Origin of the sequence: Acinetobacter sp. 161(2023), assembly GCF_037027805.1 — a bacterium.
GTDB lineage: Bacteria > Pseudomonadota > Gammaproteobacteria > Pseudomonadales > Moraxellaceae > Acinetobacter.
Genome location: NZ_JAZEYD010000019.1, coordinates 1 through 23,031, shown reverse-complemented (window position 1 = coordinate 23,031; position 23,031 = coordinate 1). Strand labels below are relative to the sequence as shown.

Annotated in this window: 24 protein-coding genes and 1 other RNA gene; 10 read left to right on the top strand and 15 right to left on the bottom strand. The window is 39.2% G+C overall.

From position 1 onward, the window contains the following. The first annotated feature begins 106 nt into the window (after positions 1-106). The 3 genes from dnaQ (at position 107) to nudC (ending at position 4,001) form a co-directional block, all read left to right on the top strand. Positions 107-1,483: a DNA polymerase III subunit epsilon gene (gene dnaQ / locus WA249_RS16830; protein ID WP_336170435.1), complete on the top strand. Its 1,377-nt coding sequence runs from the start codon at positions 107-109 to the stop codon at positions 1,481-1,483. 131 nt (positions 1,484-1,614) lie between these two features. Then, on the top strand, positions 1,615-3,258 hold the full coding sequence (locus WA249_RS16825; protein WP_336170433.1) for a chemotaxis protein: 1,644 nt from the start codon (positions 1,615-1,617) through the stop codon (positions 3,256-3,258). Next, the gene (gene nudC / locus WA249_RS16820) at positions 3,258-4,001 is read left to right on the top strand and encodes an NAD(+) diphosphatase (protein ID WP_336170431.1); all 744 of its coding nucleotides are present in this window, start codon (positions 3,258-3,260) and stop codon (positions 3,999-4,001) included. The genes WA249_RS16825 and nudC overlap by 1 nt, the downstream gene beginning before the upstream one ends. A 28-nt stretch (positions 4,002-4,029) precedes the next feature. Here the strand turns inward: nudC and WA249_RS16815 are convergent, their stop codons facing one another. From WA249_RS16815 to WA249_RS16805, 3 genes are all read right to left on the bottom strand, one after another. Continuing rightward, a complete protein-coding gene (locus tag WA249_RS16815; RefSeq protein WP_336170428.1) occupies positions 4,030-4,893 on the bottom strand; it encodes an alpha/beta hydrolase in 864 nt (287 codons plus the stop codon). 3 nt (positions 4,894-4,896) lie between these two features. Continuing rightward, complete coding sequence (locus WA249_RS16810; protein WP_016138873.1) at positions 4,897-5,604, bottom strand: BON domain-containing protein; 708 nt, start codon at positions 5,602-5,604, stop codon at positions 4,897-4,899. 77 nt (positions 5,605-5,681) lie between these two features. Continuing rightward, the gene (locus WA249_RS16805) at positions 5,682-6,083 is read right to left on the bottom strand and encodes a YraN family protein (RefSeq protein WP_336170425.1); all 402 of its coding nucleotides are present in this window, start codon (positions 6,081-6,083) and stop codon (positions 5,682-5,684) included. Positions 6,084-6,292: 209 nt separating this feature from the next. Here WA249_RS16805 and rsmI point away from each other — a divergent pair, with 209 nt between their 5' ends. Further along, positions 6,293-7,129, top strand: coding sequence for a 16S rRNA (cytidine(1402)-2'-O)-methyltransferase (gene rsmI, locus WA249_RS16800; RefSeq protein WP_092707515.1), 837 nt, complete (start codon positions 6,293-6,295; stop codon positions 7,127-7,129). A gap of 130 nt (positions 7,130-7,259) precedes the next feature. Here the strand turns inward: rsmI and WA249_RS16795 are convergent, their stop codons facing one another. Continuing rightward, a complete protein-coding gene (locus WA249_RS16795; protein ID WP_336170423.1) occupies positions 7,260-8,150 on the bottom strand; it encodes a LysR family transcriptional regulator ArgP in 891 nt (296 codons plus the stop codon). A 105-nt stretch (positions 8,151-8,255) separates the two neighbouring features. Between WA249_RS16795 and WA249_RS16790 the strand changes: the two genes are divergently transcribed. Further along, entirely contained in the window at positions 8,256-8,858 is a 603-nt protein-coding gene (locus WA249_RS16790; protein ID WP_336170422.1) for a LysE/ArgO family amino acid transporter, read from the top strand. A 56-nt stretch (positions 8,859-8,914) separates the two neighbouring features. Here the strand turns inward: WA249_RS16790 and WA249_RS16785 are convergent, their stop codons facing one another. Then, positions 8,915-9,556 (bottom strand): cation transporter, encoded by a 642-nt coding sequence (locus WA249_RS16785; protein ID WP_336170419.1) that lies wholly within the window; start codon positions 9,554-9,556, stop codon positions 8,915-8,917. Between the two features lie 65 nt (positions 9,557-9,621). Between WA249_RS16785 and WA249_RS16780 the strand changes: the two genes are divergently transcribed. Beyond that, positions 9,622-10,023, top strand: a complete 402-nt coding sequence (locus WA249_RS16780; RefSeq protein ID WP_336170417.1) for a MerR family transcriptional regulator — start codon at positions 9,622-9,624, stop codon at positions 10,021-10,023. A 60-nt stretch (positions 10,024-10,083) separates the two neighbouring features. Here the strand turns inward: WA249_RS16780 and WA249_RS16775 are convergent, their stop codons facing one another. The 5 genes from WA249_RS16775 to WA249_RS16755 form a co-directional block, all read right to left on the bottom strand. Next, complete coding sequence (locus tag WA249_RS16775; protein WP_005303414.1) at positions 10,084-10,335, bottom strand: hypothetical protein; 252 nt, start codon at positions 10,333-10,335, stop codon at positions 10,084-10,086. Between the two features lie 206 nt (positions 10,336-10,541). Continuing rightward, positions 10,542-11,774 carry an FAD-dependent monooxygenase gene (locus WA249_RS16770; protein ID WP_336170415.1) on the bottom strand — a complete coding sequence of 411 codons (1,233 nt, stop codon included), beginning with the start codon at positions 11,772-11,774 and terminating at the stop codon, positions 10,542-10,544. Then, entirely contained in the window at positions 11,771-12,979 is a 1,209-nt protein-coding gene (gene ubiH / locus WA249_RS16765) for a 2-octaprenyl-6-methoxyphenyl hydroxylase (protein ID WP_336170413.1), read from the bottom strand. Before ubiH ends, WA249_RS16770 begins: the two co-directional genes overlap by 4 nt. Before the next feature lie 31 nt (positions 12,980-13,010). Further along, positions 13,011-14,330 (bottom strand): Xaa-Pro aminopeptidase, encoded by a 1,320-nt coding sequence (gene pepP, locus WA249_RS16760; protein ID WP_336170411.1) that lies wholly within the window; start codon positions 14,328-14,330, stop codon positions 13,011-13,013. A 67-nt stretch (positions 14,331-14,397) separates the two neighbouring features. Further along, on the bottom strand, positions 14,398-15,027 hold the full coding sequence (locus WA249_RS16755) for a UPF0149 family protein (protein ID WP_336170409.1): 630 nt from the start codon (positions 15,025-15,027) through the stop codon (positions 14,398-14,400). A gap of 64 nt (positions 15,028-15,091) precedes the next feature. Here WA249_RS16755 and WA249_RS16750 point away from each other — a divergent pair, with 64 nt between their 5' ends. From WA249_RS16750 to ssrS, 3 genes are all read left to right on the top strand, one after another. After that, positions 15,092-15,652, top strand: coding sequence for a hypothetical protein (locus WA249_RS16750; protein ID WP_336170407.1), 561 nt, complete (start codon positions 15,092-15,094; stop codon positions 15,650-15,652). Then, complete coding sequence (locus WA249_RS16745) at positions 15,649-15,933, top strand: cell division protein ZapA (RefSeq protein ID WP_336170405.1); 285 nt, start codon at positions 15,649-15,651, stop codon at positions 15,931-15,933. The genes WA249_RS16750 and WA249_RS16745 overlap by 4 nt, the downstream gene beginning before the upstream one ends. 189 nt (positions 15,934-16,122) lie before the next feature. Then, a non-coding RNA gene (gene ssrS, locus WA249_RS16740) (6S RNA) lies at positions 16,123-16,306 on the top strand. A 115-nt stretch (positions 16,307-16,421) separates the two neighbouring features. On the opposite strand, the gene WA249_RS16735 is transcribed toward ssrS, so the two are convergent. The 3 genes from WA249_RS16735 to WA249_RS16725 all read right to left on the bottom strand — a co-directional run bounded on the left by WA249_RS16735 (position 16,422) and on the right by WA249_RS16725 (position 17,404). After that, complete coding sequence (locus tag WA249_RS16735; protein WP_336170403.1) at positions 16,422-16,742, bottom strand: hypothetical protein; 321 nt, start codon at positions 16,740-16,742, stop codon at positions 16,422-16,424. A 91-nt stretch (positions 16,743-16,833) separates the two neighbouring features. Continuing rightward, a complete protein-coding gene (locus WA249_RS16730; protein ID WP_336170401.1) occupies positions 16,834-16,947 on the bottom strand; it encodes a hypothetical protein in 114 nt (37 codons plus the stop codon). A 115-nt stretch (positions 16,948-17,062) separates the two neighbouring features. Beyond that, complete coding sequence (locus WA249_RS16725) at positions 17,063-17,404, bottom strand: hypothetical protein (RefSeq protein WP_336170399.1); 342 nt, start codon at positions 17,402-17,404, stop codon at positions 17,063-17,065. A gap of 241 nt (positions 17,405-17,645) precedes the next feature. Between WA249_RS16725 and WA249_RS16720 the strand changes: the two genes are divergently transcribed. After that, positions 17,646-18,230 (top strand): 5-formyltetrahydrofolate cyclo-ligase, encoded by a 585-nt coding sequence (locus WA249_RS16720; protein ID WP_336170397.1) that lies wholly within the window; start codon positions 17,646-17,648, stop codon positions 18,228-18,230. Between the two features lie 109 nt (positions 18,231-18,339). On the opposite strand, the gene tpgA is transcribed toward WA249_RS16720, so the two are convergent. Together tpgA and WA249_RS16710 are read right to left on the bottom strand one after the other, a co-directional pair. Next, on the bottom strand, positions 18,340-19,131 hold the full coding sequence (gene tpgA, locus WA249_RS16715) for a trimeric autotransporter adhesin/peptidogylcan-associated protein TpgA (RefSeq protein WP_336170395.1): 792 nt from the start codon (positions 19,129-19,131) through the stop codon (positions 18,340-18,342). Between the two features lie 59 nt (positions 19,132-19,190). Next, positions 19,191-23,031, bottom strand: a 3,841-nt coding sequence (locus tag WA249_RS16710; RefSeq protein WP_336170394.1) for a YadA-like family protein, incomplete at its 5' end; no start/stop codon positions are given.

Below are 23,031 nucleotides of genomic sequence, written 5' to 3'. Positions count from 1 at the left end.
GTTACAAGAAATTAAAAAAACCTTGCTTTGTTACGATGGAACCGAACTTTTTGCGTATACAATACACCATATTCAGTTCTTTTTCTTTTAGTTTAGGTTTCGATTTATGTCTCAAACAATCACACTGTATGTTGATGGTGCATGTCGTGGCAATCCGGGTTTAGGTGGTTGGGGCGCATATGTCATTACCGAGCAGGGTGAACATAAATTATTTGGCGGTGAACCAGATACAACCAATAACCGCATGGAACTCACAGCTGCGATTGAAGGCGTTTCATTTTGCCCAACCGATGCTCATTTAATTATCTGGACAGATTCAAATTATGTGAAGCAAGGGATTACTGAGTGGATTCATGGCTGGAAAAAGAAAAACTGGAAGGATGTAAAAAATCCTGACCTTTGGCAAAAATTAGATGCTGTATGTGCTGGTCGAAATATTGAGTGGCATTGGATTAAAGGCCATGCTGGACATGCTGGCAATGAAATGGCCGATGAGCTTGCAAATATCGGAGCCGATCAAACTGCACTGCAAAAAAAAACAGTTCAAGCGACTGCCCTGCAAGATATAAAAAAGCCTGAAGAGGATTGGTTGCTTGATGACCCTTTTGGGTTTGATATGGCAGAAGTAACCGAAGAAGATAATATTGATCTTGAGCAGTCCGAAGAAATTGAGATGATTATTGTGGAAGAAGAAGTTATTGAAGTTGAAGCTGCTGAGCCAGAAAGCAAACAACCCATTAATAATATTCATCCTCAAGTTGTTGTGACCGAAGCCAAACTAAAATTACAAGGGCCTCGACAACTGATTCTCGATACAGAAACCACTGGTTTTTATTTCCAAGATGGTGACCGGATTATTGAAGTGGGCGCCATTGAAATGATTAACCGGAAACTCACCGGTAGCTCAATTCATATTTATATTAACCCGCAAAAACCCGTAGGCGACTCAGAAAATATCCATGGTATCAGTGATAACTTCTTAAAAGATAAACCGCTCTATGCAGAAATTGCTGACACGCTCTTTGATTATCTAAAAGGCGCAGAGATTATTGCCCATAACGCAACCTTCGATATGAACTTCCTTGATATGGAGTTTAGACGCGCAGGCCTTCCCGCGCTTTCGGAAGTATGTGAGGTAACAGATACGTTAGCTTTAGCAAAAAGCAAACATCCGGGACAAAAAAACTCGCTTGATGCCCTTGTAAGACGTTATGAAATTCCGGCACGTGACCGTACTTTCCACGGCGCATTACTCGATGCTGAAATTCTTTCAGACGTTTACCTAGCAATGACAGGTGGACAGGTTTCTTTTGATATAGATGCCTTATCTCAAAGTGAAAACAGCCTGAACACAGCAAATAAAACTAGGGTTCAAATTGATCTACCCGTTATTCGTCCTTCCGAAGAAGAGCTCAATACACATGAGACTTGGGTCAAAGAATTTGAGAAAAAACACGGAGAACCTTGCTTTTTTGCAAAATAAATTTTTGATTCTTTAGCTTTTTTTAGCTTTTCCCCTTTGTAAGTTAAGTTATATTAGTCACATAGATTTTTAGCTCAAATTACCGAGCACTACGAATATAACAATTGATTTTTTTGCAAAGGGGAACGTTTATGTCTGAGCATACTTCGATTCATTTCGATCCAACAGCTTTACTCATCATTAAACATGAAATTGATCGCTCAATAAAACTGGTTGAAGGCGCAGTAAGTACTTTAATTGAAGAACAAACACTCCCTTTTGGTATTGATGATGCATTAGAACAATTTAAGCAATGCACTCAAGTCTTACGTTTAATTGATATCCCCTATCTTGCAAAAATTACTCAATATTCAACTGAGCTAATGCAAAAAATTATTGCGAAGCCAACGCAAATTAATACGAACGATGTCGTTGCACTGAGTGAAGGCACGACCATGGTAAAACGATATATTGAGTTTATCTGTTTGCGTGAATTACAAGTACCTCAGTTCCTTCTTAATACTTTAAACAATTTAGAATTAGCTTTAAATAAACCGCTGACATCTTCTGGACAAGCGATTGCTCCTTTACTTGCAAATACTTCGCTTGAACTTCCATCTCCAGAAGTGTTTATAAATGAACAAACTCAGTTTATTCATCAGCTCTATAAGCTATCTCTGCATCAATTTTTAAACAAGACAGAAGCTACTCATAATTTTCAAGCTTTTAAACTGATTGCGACCTATTTAGTCAGCATGGCAAACCATCAGCCAAGCCAACAATATTGGCAACTCGTAAATTATGCTTTCGATCATATTGATAACTTGCTTTTAAATGATTCACGCCTACGTATACTCATTAATATTGAAAGTTATATTGGTCAGTTCCTAGCAACTCCAGAAACTTTTAAGCCCGATTTGTCTGCCCTTGCAGATATTTTAAGTATCGTTATCGCTCAGGAAGATGAGGTTGCGCACCATATTCGCAACCAACTGCATATTGGCGATGAAATACAAACAGACACGCAACTACTGGTTTTAAGCCGCCATCTTTTTGGTCCTGATTTTGAAACCATGCACGCAGTCAGCCAATTAATTTTGAGCGAAATGAACAAAGTGCGTAACGATATTGAATATAATTATCAAAATATGTCGACTGAAAAAGCACAGCAATTACAAACAAGCCTTTTACAGCTCGCATATACATTTAAACTACTTAACCTTGATGAAGCTTCATCTCAGCTTTCTCAACAAGCTAGCAGTTTAAGTCAGCTCAATATATTAAGTAATGAAAACTATGCTCAGCAGCTTATGGACAGCATTTTGTCTGCCATGAACTCAATTGGTATTTTGGTCCGCCAATATACGTCTAGTCGCTTACAACTTAACGTGAACAATACGAATATTTCTTTAGATCGTCTTGATGAGGCACATCAAGCCTTACTCACCGAGACAAAAAATTTAATTGATTTTATTTGTCAGAGTCTTACGCTATATGCAAATGATCAGACACAAAATATTGAAGCAATTGCAGGTTCATTAAAAGAGCTAGCGGGTGCGGCCGAGTTCCTAGGAAGTACCATTCAACAAGATGCTTTACTTCAAACAGCTCAATTTGTTCAACAACAACTTGAACAAAACCAGCCTTTTAATACAGACCAAATTCACTGTATTTTTAACGTATTAGCGGGCCTTGACATGTTGGTTGACAATTTAAAAAATAAACAACCTGTTCTACAATCCATGTTTAATGTAGCATTGTCGAGTAGTCAACAACTTCAAGAAAAGGCAGCTTAATGTCTGAATTATCACTTGCTTATATTTTTCATCATCAACAATTACTGGTTGACCAAAACCTTCAACTACCCAAAGTCGAAAAGTTAGCAAGTGATTTACTTTTCACTCATGATGAGCAGGTCATTGCACGTGACTTGCTTGATGAGGAACCGATCCCCGAAGGCTTACAACTGGTTCCAATTCGCCAACTCATTACAAGTTGGTCGAAAGAACAGTTTTTACAAGCAAGCCGCGCTGTACAGTTACTTGAATGGCGACGCAATCATAAGTTTTGTAGTCACTGCGGACACCCAACAGAAGTTCATCCAACTGAATATGCAATGGTGTGTCCTTCTTGTTGCTATCACCAATATCCTCGTGTAAACCCATGCATTATTACCGTCATTACGCGAGGTGATGATGAAATCTTGCTGGCGAAGTCAGTTCACAATAAAACTAACATGTATGGTTTGATCGCGGGTTTTGTTGAGGTCGGTGAGACGCTTGAAGAAGCAGTACAACGCGAAGCTTTTGAAGAAGTAGGCCTAAGACTCAAAAATGTTCAATATATGTCAAGTCAGCCTTGGCCGTTCCCAAGTAACCTTATGGTTGCGTTTAGAGCAGAATATGAGTCTGGTGAAATTAAGCTACAAGAAGAAGAAATTGCAGATGCACAATTCTTCAAAATTGATCAATTACCTGAAATTCCATTTAAAGGTAGTATTGCTCATTCAATGATTATGCAGATTACCCAAGCTGGGTAATCTGCCGTGTTTTAAGCGATATTCTCGCTTAAAACACTTCATCAAGAAAATGTAAGATCGTTCTTTTCGTTCTGAAATAATGACTAATAAAACTAGAAAGGCTGGCCAAAATTGTAATATGTCCAGTTTTAGGAATCACGGCGATATGGCTGTGATTTCCCTTTTCTCTAAGTGCTAAATCCATATCTAAGGTATTGTGTTTTTTCACAATCTGATCATTTTCAGCCATCAAAAGGTAATGCTTAATATTATTTTGATTGACGAAATAATATGGCATGACTTCTTTATAAGAGATGCCTTGATCAAATGCATCTTCGGCCAGTGGGTCACCCTTGTAGTCAAAATGATAAGGCCCAGCTAAACCGATTATTGCCTTAATTTTCCCTAGACACTCAATTTTAGTTGAATCAGGGTGATAAACAGCAGACATGACATTAAATGCACCTGCCGAATGCCCCATGAGCACAATATTTTCTGTAGAGATTTCTAGTTTGTCTTGGTTTTGATGCAAATAATTCAATGCCTGAGTCAGGTCATCAACAAAACTTGGGAAAATATTTTTAGGTGCTAACTGGTAGTTAATCACAGCAACGTCATAGCCTTCTTTGGCAAATGTCTCACCAATAAAAAGATAATCTCGTTTATTACCATGTTGCCAAGCCCCACCATGCACAAAAACAATAAGGGGCTGATGAGTTAGCTTTTTAACAGATCGGTAAACATCCAAACGATGGCGAGGCTTTAGGCCATAACGAACATTTGGAACCTGCTCAAAACCATCTTTTGGTGTAAAACGGTTTAAAGCAAAACTCCCCAAATCATACAGGCGGAAATCTTTATAGAGAGTTCGCGCCTGTTCAATTTTGCTTTGTACTTGTTCAATCAGATTCATATATTACTGTGCAGTCGAAGCAGGATCTGTTTGGTCAGGATCAATTGCAACAGGTGTTTGAACTGTTGGTTGAGCAATGACGTTATTAATAATCGGCGTAGTTGTTGTATTACCAGAACTTGCTGCTGGAGCAGGTGCCAAATCAATATTATCAATTAAAGTGACAATTTTGGTGACGTTACCAACGTTTTGTAAAACACTGTTTAAATCATTAATTTCAGCAGTATTTAAACGCCCCATTACATAAAGCACACCATCTTCGGTATGTACAAGAACCTTACTATCAGAAACCACAGGTGCTTTCATTAAAAGAGCACGCGTATTTGCTGTTACACCCGCATCTTGCATGATGGTGTTATAGCTAACCTTGTTACCCACCGTAATATAGTTATGTACGGCTTTCACATCACTCATGGCTTTAAGATTGTCTTCTGCCAATTGTTTCAAGTACGGGTCTGGTACTTGGCCAGTTAATAAAACTGTACTGTGGAAGCTTTCGATATTAATACGTGACTGCTTGAAACGTTGATCAAGTTTGTAAATGTTGATATTTGCTGTACGTTTAATTGAAGAGTCAATGAATACTTGGCCCAGACTACGAACACCGCTATCTGTGCCCACTGGAGCTGTGCCTGTTCCACCAGAAATAAAACTTGCGCAACCTGATAAACTTGCGACACAAAGCATTGTTACAGCAATACGTTTTAACACTCCACCAGACTCCTATCAATTGCTTGGCTTGATCATAAAGCATCAGACTTAAATTTGCTCAAAAGAGTAATGAACTCTTAATCCAAAGTAAATGCATTTTCGATCCATTGCAGATCATAATGGAATTTTGAAAAGTCTTGCTGTACTGTTTTTGCAATTTTCTGTGGAAAATCAAAACAAATCACATCAAAACGACAATAAAAATCCTGATAAGATGGATGGCGCTGTAAAAAACGCATCGCAGTTTTGATAATTTTCTTCTGTTTTGTCCACGTTACCATTTCACAAGCCTGCCCATAATTTCCTATAGTGCGTGCTTTTACTTCAACAAAAACTAACTCTTGCCCTCTTTTGACGATTAAATCCACTTCGCCACGGCGTGAATGATAATTACTTGTGACCCATACATAGTTTTGTGCTTGTAAAAGGTTTAAAGCAGTTTGCTCTGCCCATTTCCCCAACTGTTGCGCCAATAACATTTTTAATTTCCCCAATGAAAAGCATCTCTAGATGTTTTTATAAATTAAGTTATTTTCTTAAATTCATCTGACATATCAGATCCAAATCGAACAAATGAAAATCAGATCATTTTCGAAAAGCTTAAGCTAGCAGACATTGTTCACGCCCAAATCATAATTTCGGGTAAACTACCCGATTAAAATTGTTTATCTGTACGGAGTAAGACCAAATGAGTGCTCAGTTATTTGTTGTAGCCACCCCAATCGGGCACTTAGATGATATGACTTTCCGTGCAATTGATATTTTAAAATCAGTTTCTATTGTAGCTGCCGAAGATACACGTCAATCAGCACAATTATTTAAACACTATAATATATCGACTCAACTTACTGCATGTCATGACCATAATGAAAGCAATAAAATTGAGCAGTTAGTTCAAAAACTACTTGCTGGCGATAGCGTTGCTTTAATTAGTGATGCAGGTACACCGCTCATCAGTGACCCTGGTTTTAAGTTAGTTCGTGCTGCTCAAGAGCATGGTATTAGAGTCGTTCCTGTGCCGGGTGCGTGTGCTGCGATTGCGGCTTTAAGTGCGGTAGGCTTACCGAGTGACCGCTTTAGCTTTGAAGGCTTTCTGCCATCTCGAGCTTCACAACGTATTTCTCAATTAGAAAAACTCAAAAATGAAACCCAGACCTTAATTTTCTATGAAGCACCTCATCGTATTTTAGAGTCTGTTAAAGATATGGCTCAGGTATTTGGTGAAGACCGTCCTGTAGGGTTTGCACGTGAAATTACTAAAACCTTTGAAACCATCAAAAAAATGACCTTAAAAGATTTGGTTAGCTTCATTGAAAATGACCATAACCAAGAGAAAGGTGAAATTGTAGTCGTTGTAGGTGGTGCAGCTGCAAAAACAGATCTAGAGCAAGAAAAACTAGACGAGCTTTTAAAGCGCTTACTTCAAGACTTATCTGTTAAAGCTGCATCTCAACTTGCTGCCGATTTAACAGGAATTAAAAAGAAAGTCGCTTATCAACGTGCGCTCGAGTTAACACAATCTTAATTTTTTAATTAAGCATGGTGATGACGAATAGTCGGTGTCATCACCATGCTTGAATTTTGCATAATAATATTACAGATAAAATTACTTGAAAATCTGAACAAACTTTCTGGCTTTTAAAAATACCTAATCGCTATCTCAATATATATTTTGCTGACTTCACAATAGTCTCTGTCAGGGCATCTAACTGTTTAGACTGCCTTTTCCAATGGTGCCAATATAACGGGATATCTAGTTCTGCATCAGGGATAACATCCACTAAAGTTCCATTATTTAGTAAAGATTGAACCTGAAGCTCGGGCACCATGCCATATCCCAAACCTAACTGGATTGCTTTCACAAAGGCATCTGTAGCAGGAATAAAACTATAAGGATAGCTCTGCAAAGGTAAGCCATAATATTTAAGCAAAACCTCTGAATGCATCAGGTCTTTATGGTTAAAAATTACAGCGGGTGCATTTCTTAAAGTTTCTCGGTTTACGCCATGTTTAAACCAGTCAGCTGCAAATTCAGCAGAAGCCAACATTTTATAACGCATTTTCCCAAGTGGTTGAGCTAAACAGCCTGACATGACCTGCTCTTCTGCCGAGATACATGCGTTGACTTGCCCTGTTTCTAATAAAGTATGCGTATGCGATTGGTCATCAATTTTTAGTTCTAAGACTATTTTTTCTTTAAAAAGCGTTTGCTGAATGCTCGGTAAAAGCCAAGTCGCTAGCGAATCTGCATTTGAAGCTAGGGCAATTTTGTAGAATTCCGATTCCGATGATTTCCCCATCAAACCTTGTAATAAGTTTTGCTCCATTAATCGTGTATGACGTAAATGCTGCAATAACGTTTGTCCAGCTTGTGTCAGTACACATGGACGACCACGTATAATTAAAATTTGGCCTAAATATTTTTCTAAAGCCTGCACGCGTAAGGATACTGCCGAGGGCGTGATATATAAATGCTCTCCTGCCGCATCAAAACTTCCCGCTTCTGCTACTGCAAGAAAGGCTTCACATTGTTTACTATCTAACATATCAAACCTAAATTTTTTTTAGCTAAACCTAAATATTCTTAATTTTACTTATTTCTTGATAAAAAGTCAGATAATTCCCACATCTGATTTTTCCACCTTATTGTTATGTTCTCTCTTAGTATATTTTTTAAAGGTTTCGGTATTGGTAGCGGGCTTATTGTAGCAATTGGAGCACAAAATGCTTTTGTTTTAAAACAGGGGCTTAAACAGCAATATGTATTTTGGTTATGTTTAATTTGTGCGCTATCCGACTCGATTCTAATCGCTTTTGGTGTATTAGGTTTTGCCGAAATCATGACAGCATCACCGATCTTAATTACGGTCGCTAAATATTTAGGGGCAACGTTCTTATTGGTCTACGGTGCGAAAGCTTTCTATGCTGCCTTAAAAACCACCCAAAGCATGGAGCTTGATAACAATCAGAAACAGACTCTAACCCAAGCACTAGTGACCTGTCTTGCCTTTACTTGGCTCAACCCACATGTCTATTTGGATACTATTGTGCTGATTGGTTCAGTTGCCACTCAGCTAGAAGACAAAATTAGCTTTGCTTTGGGCAGCATTGTTGCCTCTTGGATTTTCTTTTTCAGCTTGGGCTATGGCGCAAGGTTATTAAAACCATTATTTACCAATCCTAAAGCATGGAAAGTCTTAGATTTCATTATTGGTTGCGTTATGTGGAGTATCGCAATATCACTACTCATCTAATGCATTCAAACAGTAAAAAGTACCACGTATGAATGGTACTTTTTATGCGCTCAACATTATGCTTGAGAACTCAACACCAATTTTGACTGTTTTCTTTCCTGCTGTGACTGTTTTATAACAGCGTAACCAGAAGACACACCCAAGTAAGCAATGACAAAAGCCACAAATAAATCTGGAAATACGCTGCCTGTTCCAAATACGCCAACCGCTGCTAAAATCACAGCAATATTGGCAATAGAATCGTTTCTACTACAGAGCCAAACGGAACGCATATTGGCATCTCCATCACGGTACGCATAGAGCATAAGCGCAACTGAAACGTTAGCAATTAAAGCCATCACACCAATTGCTCCCATCACCATTGGTTCAGGTGAAACACCATAAAAATAAGACCAAACCACTTTTGCAATAACAAAAACACCAAAAGCGGTCATCGTTATTCCTTTCATTAATGCCGCCGTAGCGCGCCAATATAAACTCATCGAAAGCACAACTAAAGATAATGCATAATTTGCTGCATCTCCGGCAAAATCTAATGCATCTGCCCAGAGTGAAACAGATTGGGCTTTATAACCACCCAAAATTTCTACCACAAACATCAACGCATTGATCACAAGTGCAATCCATAACGCTTTTCTAAAACGTGGACTCACCTTTTTTGAAGGAGAACATGTTGAAGCACAACCACATCCAGCCATTTTATTTCCTCAAGAACTCTTTTATAGTGATTAAAAACCCTTGAGTAGCTCCAGAGTCAAGCCTTATGAATCTTTCTATTGGTCAATTATCAAAAAAAGCGGATGTTCCAATTGATACGATCCGTTATTACGAAAAAGTAGGTGTGTTGGACCGTATCCAACGTTCAGAAAATAATTATCGTGTTTACACTGAGCAGACACTAAACGATCTATTGTTTATTAAGCATTGCCGAGAATTAGATATTTCACTCAGTGATATTAAAACGTTAAAAGAAATGAAATCTCAGCCTAAACAGGCATGTACAAAAATTGATAACCTAGTAGATAAATATTTAAATGAAGTATCTGAAAAAATTGAACGATTATTGCTTTTAAAAGAATCTTTAATTGATTTAAAACAGCACTGCTCTACCAATCGGACAGTAGATGAATGTGGAATTTTAAAAGAACTGCAAAGCTCGCCTTAAACCTATTTTAGTAAATTTACACAAATAAAAAAGCACCACTCATGTGATGCTTTTTTAAGATTAATGGTCGCTATGTTCATCAGGAGGAACTTCGGTAATTCTACCACCTCGAGCTAAAAATGCGGCAACTTCATCTTCCAACGCTTGGCGCTGTTTCTGTTTAGCAGTTACAGTCAGCGTTTCTGCTTCGGCAAGATCAGTATCACTCAAACTGCCTGCTTCTTCATCAGCTGCACCGCTTTCGGCTGCTTTCGCTTCATCTTCATCTACAGCAGAATCTTCTGCATCTTCATAATCATTGATATCTGACATTTCACACTCCCCAGAATGATTTTATTGCATCATTGCTATGGTCCCAAGACCTCAGAAATTTAGCAACCTCTTTGCATTTAGCAAAGAGCCAATTTGGTCAATTCCGTATCTTTTATGACCAAATTGGTAATGATATATAAATGATTGTTCAAAAAATATCTACTGGTATTTAATTCACTCAGTAGAGTATAGACCCAGTAAATATTTTAATGCTTATAGCGGGTACTTTGTAAAGCCCCTAAACCATTTGCTTGTTGCATAAATCGGTCTTTTAAAACCGGAGTCAGCTCAACTTGCTTAAGACCCATATTGCGAGCCCACACGACTGGAAATAGCTCACTGCTTTCAAGCCAACCAATTGCTGACATGCTATGCATCATTGCATCATTCTGACCTTTACGGCGATGCTCATAGCGTAATAAAGTTTGCTCATGTGCCCAGACACCACGCTTTAAATCGTGAAGCAACACATCACACAGTACTGCCGCATCAAGACAGCCAATATTTACTCCTTGCCCAGCAAGTGGATGAATCACATGTGCTGCATCACCAATCAAAGCTAAACCTGCTTTTACATATTGTTTTGCAGCACGAGCTTTGAGCGGAAATTGTGCTCTTGAACGAACTTCTAACACCTCACCCAACATGTGTTGGCTTTCTTGAGTTAAAAGCTGCATAAAGGCGGTATCGTTTAAAGCTGAATATTCATCGGCATAATCATCTGGTAGTGTCCAGACAATGGATTGCCAATATCCGTTTTCAGTTTCTTCAAGACTTGCCATCGGTAAGTATGCCAAAGGTCCTGTAGGTAAGAAAATTTGACGGGCAACATAATGATGGGGTTTTGCTGTTCTAATTGCACAGCTAATGGCTGCTTGTTTGTAATCTAGTACATCAAGATCAATAAAAGCCTGTTCACGTACAAATGAATTCGCACCATCTGCACCGATAAGCAGTTTAGTTTTAAGGGTAGTGCCGTCTGCTAATTGAATATGCCAACATCCAATACCCTGCTCAATACGTGTAACACCAACTTGAGTACGGTAATCTGTAAGCTGCTGCAACATTTTTTGCTGAATAGCAACGTTCAGTACACTTGGTTCCACCATAGAACCCAAGGCTTGCTCTGGCATCGGTCTTTGTTGCGACTCTTGGCCAAAATTAATTTCACCATAGCCATTCAGGTTCCAGACCTGCATGCCTGTATAAGGCATTTGACGTGCTAGATCATCCCAAACATTTACCGTTTTAAGCAAATGAATAGTCGCTTGGCTAAGTGCTAAAACACGTGGATTCATCACGCTTAATGTTTTCTCAACATCAAGCACAGGGGCCGCATCAAGCACTGTAGGTTGTACGCCACCTTGCGCAAGTAATAAAGCAGTTAAACCACCAACCAATCCACCACCAACAATGACGACATCCAACACTTCACTCATGCTTTTAACCCCATTGCATAGTTAGCCACCAATGGTTTTACACCCGGAATGACATCAAATGCAATTAATCCCGTATTACGAATTAATTTTAATAATGGATTTTGGTTACTAAAACCACGAACGACAGTGTCACAGAACTTAATCACTCGCTGCTGATCTGATAAACGAGCTTGTTCATAGGCAAGTAAGTTATTTGGGTTACCCAAATCATCAGAAGTAGTTAACTGGTTCACTAAATAACGCACTAGAACATCTGCATCACGTAGGCATAAATTAAAACCCTGTCCTGCAACCGGATGAATTGTATGCGCTGCATTACCCATTAAAATAACGCGACCTACAGCTTGTTTATGTGCAAGCACTTGTGAAAGTGGATAGCTAAAACGTTTACCCGTTTTTTCAAATTTACCCGCTCGGTCACCGTAAGTTTGTTGCAGGGCACTTAAGAAATGCTGGTCATTTTCATCGCCTAGCCATTCATTTTCGGTGCCTTTTTTAACAGGCCATACCACCGAACGGTGATATTCACCCGGTAAAGGCAATAAGGCTAAAGGCCCTAATGCACTAAAACGCTCAAAACCAACATGCTCATGCGGTTTCGATGTCTGAACTGTGGTGACAATTGCAACCTGATCATAATCATGGACATCCACACCGACGCCAATTGCCTGACGACAAAAAGAATCGCGTCCATCAGCCGCAATTAATAATTTTGACTCAAGTTTTAAGGTTTCTTCACCACGCAAAGCTTCAATATGTACTTGTTCGGCATCTTGAGTTAAAGCTGTAACCTGCACACCATCAATTAGCTCAATCAAAGGTTGTTGGCGCACTTGAGTTAAAAGCACACGACCAAGCCAAGCATTTTCAATTACTTGCCCAAAGCTTTCGACTTTTTCTTGTTCTGCAATTAAACGTGCCTTGCCAAAACTACCTTGCTCTGTAATATGGACTTGCAAAATTGGAGTCGCATGTTGCTGTAATGCATCCCACAACCCCAGCTTCTGATAAATCTGTACGCTACGACGTGATAAAGCCGTATTACGCGCATCAAAACTCGAATGATAAGGGGCAACATTTTGATCATCATAGTTTGGGTATTTCACAGCTTCTAATAGCTTTACCGCAATATTAGCTTTCGCCAGCATGAGTGAAAGGCTCAAACCCACCATTCCCCCACCTACAATAATCACTTGTTGTTGCATCGAGTTTTGCTCCTTTAGCGAATACGTTTAATTATGCTTTAGCTTGCGCCATTAAATGTTCGATATCTGCAATATCTTTAACCACATTAGCAGTTAAAACTCGTGGTCCTTTCGAAGTTGCGACCACATCATCTTCAATACGAATACCAATACCACGCCATTTTTCATCTACAGTTTCATCATCTGGTGCAATGTATAAACCAGGTTCCACTGTAATGACCATACCCTCTTCATATTGACGCCAGTCTTCACCTTTTTTGTAAGATCCGACATCGTGTACATCCATGCCTAGCCAATGACCTGTGCCATGCATATAAAACTGACGGTATGCTTCGGTTTCGATGAGTTCGTTAACATCACCTTTGAGCAAACCTAAATTAACTAGACCTTCAGTTAAAATTTTAACTGCTATTTCATGAGGCTCACGGTACGAATTACCAATACGAACTGCGTCAATCGCTGCATATTGGGCAGCCAATACAACTTCATATAATGCTTTTTGCTCAGCACTAAATTTACCATTGACCGGAAAAGTACGGGTGATGTCTGACGCATAGAATTCATATTCACATGCAGCATCAATTAAGACTAAATCACCATCTTTGAGTGGCTTGTTATTTTCAACATAATGTAAAACACAAGCATTAGCCCCACCGCCTACAATACTGTTATAAGACGGGACACAGCCATTTTTCCCAAAAATATAATTGAGCTCAGCTTCAAGAGCATATTCCATCATCTCTGGACGTACCGTTTGCATCGCACGCGTATGTGCTTCGGCACTAATATTTGCAGCAATTTGCATCAGCTCAAGTTCTTGTGGTGACTTAACTAAACGCATTTCATCAACAATACGGTCAAGCTGGAGCAATTGAGCTGGAGCACTCTCATGTCGGTGTTCGTCATCTGCTTTTTTAATCCACTGGCTCACCCGTGCATCAAACTCAGCATTGTGCCCAATACGATAATAAAGACGCTCTTTATTTAATAATTTTTCAATAATTTCTTCATCAAGCAAATCAATTACATATGCTTCATCAGCATCATAGTCTTCAACTGCACCATCAACTCCGGCACGGAAACCATTCCAGATTTCCATCTCGCGATTACGTTCACGGCAAAAAAGACTATAGCTATAGTCTTCATCATCGAAGGTTTCAATGACAGCAACTGCCTCAGGCTCAGCAAAGCCCGTCAAATAGAAAAAACTACTATCGGCACGGAATTTATAATCCGCATCACGATTACGGTACATTTCCTCACGCGTTGCAATAATTGCAATGCTGTTTGGACCCATTTTTTCTGCCAGACGGTCTCTACGATGTCGAAAATCAGCTTGAGGCAATTTCATAATGATCTACTTGATTTAGAATTTTAAAGTCAAAAAATAAAATACAACCAATAACACATCGCCTCAATTAGCTTGGGCGATGTGGAGTAAACATTTCTACAACATTTTGTTCTGTATCTACAGCAGCAGATTTACTTTTTGCATGAAAGTTTTTCAACAAAGAACTTTCAGTTACAGTAATTTTTTTTCTGCCAATAGACAAACTTACAGGTATTAAACGTACAAACTCATACAACTCTTCGTAACTGCTTTCACCTTCTTCATCATTATCAGAGTCTTCAAATTCGACCGCTGCAATATCTTGAAGGTTCTCAATCAACTCAAGTTCATCAGCACGAATATTACCTGATGCCAACCCAAAACCTAATACAACACCTGCACACCAATCTGATAATGCTTGTACACGCTCTTGAAGTAGGTGCTCATCGTCAGGAAGCATAGGTATATAATCTAATTCATCGTCAGATAATGCATGAACAACATCTTCTGCTTCATCAGTTAAAAGTGTTAGAGCATCTTCACTTAACGCTGGCACATTAAGGGTTGTTAAGATTTGTGACCATTCTTCACGCGTTGGCGCTTCTGTCACACAAACAATACCTGTCAATAGACCATGTAACTCACTAGGGCTTGAAATTTCTTCAATTCCTTCAAAATGAGCGTTCCAATCTGTCCAGCCTGAAATATCGTCTTGCATTCGTTTATCCAATCTCTATACTTTGTATATATTACCTTTGATTGCAATTCTGTGCGACCTCGTTATGTTAGAACAATTACAGCGGCTACAAACGCATATTAGCGTATTAAAAACACGCTTACATCATTTAGAGAGTGAACATGCGGCACTCTCAGAAGCTAAAGAACTTGCTGAAACAGAGCATCACGCACAAGTTGTGCAAAAAAATAGTATTATCACTAAAAAACAAGAGGAAATTGAGTCTGTAACTGAGCAACTCTCTCAGTTAAAAGGTCAATTTCAACAATTGAATCAGGATGCTAACACACTTGCCGAACGTTATAGTCGATTAGAAAAAAGTACGACTGATTTAAAAAATCGTTTTCAAGAAATTCTTGCCGAACGAAATGAATTACGTGTTACAAAAGAAAAGTTACAAGCCCACCAGCGTCAAACCCAACAAGAGCTACATGATTTACAACAAGATCGTGATCGTTTGTTACAAAAAAATGAGCTTGCTAAATCAAAAGTTGAAGCCATTATTCAACGTTTAGGAATTTTAGGTACTGCCCAAGATCAGCATGCCCAAGAAATTCAGCAGCTAGCCCACCCTAATGCTGAAACTGGTGAGGAGACACAATCATGAGTGAACAAGTCATGGTAGAGCTTAGGCTGATTGAGCAGACCTTTAGACTCGCGACTACTTTAGATAAAAAAGATGAACTTGAACGTGCAGCCGAACTTCTCAATGAGAAATTTAATGAGATGCGTCGTAGTGCTCCACGTGTTGAGCACAACAAACTGGTCATTATGGTTGCTCTACAATTGACTCAAGAAGTACTGAGTCTGAATAAGTCTTTGCAAGAATACACTCACTGTGAACGTTTACTGCAAACGATATTGGATAATATTGAACAAATCGTTTAATAAATTATCCATACAAAAACGCCTTGCTCTATGAATAATAGATGCAAGGCGTTTTTGTATTGAGGCCATTACTGCGATTGAATATTATTTTATGCTTGCAAATGTACAAAGCTTCATCAAACGCAAACTAAGTTTACAGTTCCAGAGGATTAGAGGATTGCCAACATAGTCAGATCGGTTATACTTAAATTGTCTCTGGGGTGTTCGCCAGCGGGTCTATTCCCCTGCCGATACTTAAACTTATGGATGTGTTCTGTATATTTAGAGTGTATGCCTACCTTCGTGTAGGAAACCCAGCAAGTATACGTCGCGTCCACCTTGAACTCATCGGGTTCAGGGTAACGACACATGCAGCGGCATCTTCGGAGCATTTAGTTTTAATACTTAGAAAAAATCAAAATATTTATTTTAATTTAGCTTCTTATACAGACCTTTCAGTCTAAAAATTTCTTTTAAACATTCAACTGTAATTTCCCTTTCTAATATTATTATTTTTGATTTCTACTCAGGCATTCTTCATACCAGCCTGTTTGAAAATCTTCTATTGCTTTTCTTTTAAAGAAACTGGTTCTGAATACTTTGGCAGAGTAAGCCGAATTAATTAAATCTTGATAAAGTTGTTTTGCTTTTGGGTCTTCGAGGCTATTCGCTATCTGTTGCAAGTCTTGAGATGGAACTTTTTTTTGACGTGCCTCCATGACAGTATAAGCAACTTTTTTCACCACATTACAAATCTCGGGATCAGTTACGTTTTCGTCGGCATGACAACCTAAAGCAAAAAAACTAACAACAAACAATTTAAACTTCATGACTCTACCTTATTTTTATAGTTTAAAACTAATAACAGAATTTAATTAATAAAAAATGAAATAGTAGAGTTTCACTATTTCATTTAAATGATCACGCTGGATTAATCACGTAAAAATAAATAATAAGACCACCTAAAACGGTTGAAGCAATCATTAAGTATGTACCCACCGTATTAAAACTCTGTAAGAATTTCAAGATTTCCATATCTCGCTTTCCCCTAAATTAACCACTATAAAGACAAAATGAAATTTACCACAACCCAACAATACCAATCAATTCACACTTATTTAATTTTTTAAGACTTAATACACAAATCATTTTACTGATTACACCTAATCGTAAAGGCATCCTTGTAGTAGTCAGTTGCACTTTTCAAATCTGACAATAATTTCTCTTCAGTATAAGGCTTTGGTGAAATTTTTATTAATGCTGGCATATATTGTTTTTTATACACATCAGGATAGTCATGACATAAAATTTTAACTCTAACTTCTTGAGGTGTTTTAGGGTTATCCAATTGATCTAAAAACTCACCAATTTTTCGGTCAGACTCTTCAAATTGAGTATTATAATCAACTTTAGGAGCTTCAGATTCTGCCTGTTTCGTACACGCACTCAGCAATGCAACACATATCATCATCGTTAAAATTTTTAACTTCATAGGCTTAACAATTTCACATTCATCTTTTTAATTATTCTTATCTCATTAAATGTAAATAAATACTGTAAATACGTAAAAAAGCTCAAAAACCTTATATAAATGACTTCTTTTAAGAGCAAAACAATTTTTACTTTGCCGATAAAATTAAGCTATTTTTTAACACTGTTTAAATTTCAGTGAAACTATAGAAAAATAGGTATAATTTTGCTCGACTGATCTCAAATCTTTGTTAGATTTATCCATGAATGAACTAAGTTTTATTAGAAAAAATTTAAGATCTAAAAGACGCTCTTTAACTCCATTGGAGCAAAAACAAGCTCAGCTTAATGTTCTCCACCATCTAAATACCCTTGCTATTTTTCATTCATCAAAAAAGATTGGTTTATATTTACATGCCTTTGGAGAGGTTCATACAGACCTTCTCATAAAGCTATGCTTTCAAAAAAATAAACAAGTTTATTTACCGATGATTTGTTCAATGAATCAGCGTTTAGTTTGGGTAAAAATATCTAGAAACCAATATTTGAATCGACGTTTTTCTCATCATCCATTGGGCATGAAAGAACCCATGGCAACCAGAGGAAGACATGTGTCACAGCTTGATTTACTGCTAACGCCACTTTTAGCTTGTGATCACTACGGAACACGTATTGGTATGGGAGGTGGTTATTATGATCGCACATTGGCAAGTGCTACACATAAGCCTTATCGTTTAGGATTAGCCCATCAGTTTCAATTTATTGAACACACTTTAGAACGTCAAAGCTGGGATCAACCCTTAGATGGTTTACTCACTCCACAGCATTTTTATTATTTTAAAAGATGATTTTTATATAAAATTTATAAAACTTAAAATATATCCTTTTACTTTTTTAGTCTCCTAAAACGAAAAAGTCACCATTCTAAGGATGGTGACTTTTTCGTGACAGACCGCTTTACCAAGTTATATTAACACGTCTATTCGGTCCTAAACATTGAATAAGTTGTGAACTATTGTTACCGCTACACTGCTTGTATAAATCGGTCTGACTATTTGCCCGTATTTGTATACGGCTTGCTTCGATACCTTGTTGTACCAATAACTCAGCAATAGTATTTGCACGTTGAGAAGACAATTTTTGGTTATAGCTAAATTTACCTAACGGATCTGTAAAACCTGAAACAATTACAGGAGTCGTTGTCTCAATTTTCTTGATCTGCTCGGCAATTTTCGCAACGCTATCCGTACCCTCTTGAATCGCGCTCGCATCAAACCGATCAAAGGCAAATAATACACTCGCTGTACGCTCTGCAATCACATTGCTATTTACAGGCTCAGGCGGGGTCTGATTATTCTCACCCAAAGCAGCTAAGCCTTCGCACTCCTCACCTTTCCAAGATAAACGATTCGCTAAATACTTTTCATTAAAATCAATACGCAACTGACAACGTTTATACTGGTTTGTGTGGGGAATACGCACATCAAGTACATAGTTCCATACTTTTACTGCAAACACTCCTTCACTAAATTGGGGATTTCCCAATAAAGCTCGAATTTGGTCTTTATTCAGCCCTAAGTCTAAACGAGCAACATCTTGGTATTCATAACGTTTTACTTGTTTTAGATAGCTATCAGATACTTTAGGAAAAGTAACCTCTTGCTGAGATATTGCTTCTTCTTGTGCATAACCAACCATTGCCAGGCCAGAAAGAACAGCAATAAATAACGCTTTAACTGTATTTTTCATATTTTTACTCTCGAAATGGAGAATGAGGAAGGCCTTAAGCCTTCCTCGCCTAGCCAAAATTAGTCAATGACTGTGCTTACACCAACTCGCACTAATGGGCTACCCTGACTGCCAAGCGCTGCACCTGTTGTAAGTGACCAGCGTCCGTTGTCGGCTGTTTTACGTAAGGTCACACCTACAGCATTTTGCTGATTATAGTAAGCAGCACCAACAGCCATAGTGACTTTCCCTGCAATAAATGGCGCATTTTCAAGTGCAGCATTTGCAGCAATACCAGCAGACATTTTTTCTTCCAAGTTGTCGATACGCTGATTTGTTGCATAGAACGCTTGCTCAAGCTTGTTGTTCACATTATCAATTTTATTATTTAATGTTTGATCAGCTTGATTCAATGCGCCTATTGCATCACCGACATTGTTGTAAGACTTATCAGCCACGTTATACGTAGGGTTTGAGAAGCTTTCGGTAATATTGTTATATCCCGCTCCACCACCTAGTGCGTTTACAAGCGCCTGATTGGTTGCATTAAGCTGAGAACCATTTACTGCATCTTTTGAAGAGGTAGTCACTGCGCCTGCTTTAACGCCAGTCACCGTGCGGTCACCTGCTGTTCCACCAACATTAACTTGTGTACCACCCGTGTCTTTTCCAACAGTAATCGCAGCATCTTTATCTGCTTGTTGAACTAGACCGGATTTACCATTGTTAATGTTGCTAATATCACTTTGAAGGTTCGAGATATCACCCGTATTTTTGTCAACCTGTTGTTGAACACTCCACAACTGGCCTCCATTTACAGCATCTTTAGAACCTGCTGCTACAGTACCATTTGCCACATTCTTAAGTGCTGTACCATTAGCACCACCTGCTAAAGTGACAGAGTCTTTATTGACTGTACCATCTGCATTTTTGTCATACTGAACTGCACTATTAGCTAAAGCACCAACATTGTTATTAATGCTCGTGATCGCACCATCAAGTTGTCCTTTGTTCACTGCATCGGTGGTATTAACACCAGCAGCTACATTGGTAATGACCTTGTTTCCTGCACTGATTCCAGAAGTCGTAATACTCGGACCACCAGCAATAATTAAGCCTGTTGATCCTAACTGAACGTTATCACCAACTTTTACACCATTCGTATCGATAACTGTATTACCAGTTGTGACACTATCAACCTTCAAGTTTTTGTTCAGCGCAACCTTAATGTTGCCTTCATTGTCCTTATCGCTCGTCTGAGCAACGGTTAAGTTATCGTCGCCTGTAAAGTTGACTTTACCGTTTGGTTTGATGTTTTTAGCAGTCGCTGCGTCACCATTCGCTGAAACAGTCCAGCCTGCATTTGCTGCTGTACCTGCATCAGTGACTGCTTTATCAAGTGCTGTTAAGGCATCGCCTACATTGTTTGCACTTGTACCTGCAACATTATAAGTCGGGTTAGAAATCGAACCATCTGGATTAGCTTTGGCACCACCACCAAAAATATTGGCTGTAGAATCACCATTCTTAGTCACACGGTTATCGAGGGTATTTAACTGGCTACCATTCACTGCATCTGTTGATGTAGATGAAAGAGTACCTGCCGCAACATTAGTAATCTTCTGGTTAGCCGCATTAATGCCAGACTTGGTTACACTTGGGCCACCCGCAATTGCTAGACCATTTGTATCTAACTTACTGTCACCTGCTGTTACACTGTCAATATTAAGATCACGATTCAGTCCATACTGGATCTTGTTTCCGGTCTTGGTTACTTTCAGGTTGCTTTCGCCTGCAACTGTACCAATGTCAACTGTGTCGCCAGCTTTTACTGCACCTGCATTGCTACCATTGCTTTGTAAGGTCCAGCCTTTATCCAGTGCAGTGATTGCGTCACCAACGTTATTTACGTTGGTACCATTCACGCTATAGATCGGTGAACTGACTGCACCTGTCACCGGATTATAAACTGCACCGCCACCTAGATTACTTGCAGTACTGATACCTAAAGCATCTGTCTTGGTATTGGCTGCTGTAGTGACTGCGCCAAGCTGACTCACATTAACGGCATCCGTCGCATTGGTACCTGCTGCAACATTGGTAATCTTCTGGTTGCCCGCATTAATACCTGTTGTGGTTACACTTGGGCCACCAGTAATGGTTAATCCACTGTTATCAACCTTAGTATTGCCAGCCGTTAAACCACTGTTATCAACTTTAGTATTTCCAACCTTTAAACTACCTGCATTAGTTAATGCAATGTTGTCATTCACATTGTATTTATAAGTATTGGTTGCTGGGTCATACGTTGCAGTCGTGTTGGTACCATCTGCAAAGTTAACCGTTTCACCCAACTTCACATTCTTAGCCGCACCACCATTGACACTAAAGTTCAGGCCTTTGTCTGCCGTCGCTTGTGCTGCCGCGGCATTCGTCACCGCTGTGTTTGCAGTATTTTGGGCAGTCGTTACATTCTGGTTGGTCGCATTTAACTGGCTACCATTGACTGCATCTGTTGATGTAGATGAAAGAGTACCTGCCGCAACATTGGTAATCTTCTGGTTAGCAGCATCAATGCCAGACTTGGTCACACTTGGGCCACCAGTAATGGTTAAACCATTAGTGTCTAACTTACTGTCGCCTGCCGTTACGCTATCAATATTCAGATCACGGTTTAAACCATACTGGATATTGTTACCAGTCTTGGTTACTTTCAGGTTGGCTTCACCTGCAACTGTACCAATGTCCACGGTATCACCAGCTTTCACTGCACCCGCATTGCTACCATTACTTTGCAATGTCCAGCCTTTATCCAATTCACTGATTGCAGCACCCACGTTATTTACGTTGTTGCCATTTACAGTATAAATTGGTGAACTGACTGCGCCTGTAACTGGGTTATAAACTGCGCCACCACCCAAGTTACTCGCAGTACTGGTACCTAAAGCATCTGTCTTGGTATTGGCTGCTGTAGTTGCTGCACCCAACTGGCTTACATTAACAGCATCAGTCGGGTTGGTTCCTGCTGCAACATTAGTAATCTTCTGGTTAGCCGCATTAATGCCAGACTTGGTCACACTTGGGCCACCAGTAATGATTAAACCGTTGGTGTCTAACTTACTATCGCCTGCCGTTACGCTGTCAATATTCAGATCACGGTTTAAACCATACTGGATCTTGTTTCCAGTCTTGGTTACTTTCAGGTTCATTTCACCTGCAACTGTACCAATGTCAACGGTATCACCAGCTTTCACTGCACCCGCATTAGTACCATTACTTTGTAATGTCCAGCCTTTATCCAGTTCACTGATGGCAGCACCCACGTTATTTACGTTGGTGCCATTTACAGTATAAATCGGTGAACTGACTGCGCCTGTAACTGGATTATAAACTGCGCCACCACCTAAATTACTCGCAGTACTGGTACCTAAAGCATCTGTCTTGGTATTGGCTGCTGTAGTTACTGCACCCAACTGGCTTACATTAACAGCATCAGTCGGGTTGGTTCCTGCTGCAACATTAGTAATCTTCTGGTTGCCCGCATCAATACCTGCCGTGGTTACACTTGGACCGCCAGTAATGGTTAATCCACTGTTATCAACCTTGGTGTTACCGACCGTTAAGCTACCCGCATTGGTTAATGCAATGTTGTCATTCACATTGTATTTATAGGTATTGGTTGTCGGGTCATAAACTGCTGTGGTATTGGTGCCATCTGCAAAGTTAACCGTTTCGCCCAACTTTGCGTTGTCTGCTGTACCACCATTGACACTAAAGTTCAGGCCTTTGTCTGCCGTCGCTTGGGCTGTTGCTGCATTCGTCACCGCTGTGTTTGCTGTATTCTGGGCAGTCGTTACATTCTGGTTGGTCGCATCTAACTGGCTACCATTCACTGCATCTGTTGACGTAGAAGAAATAGTA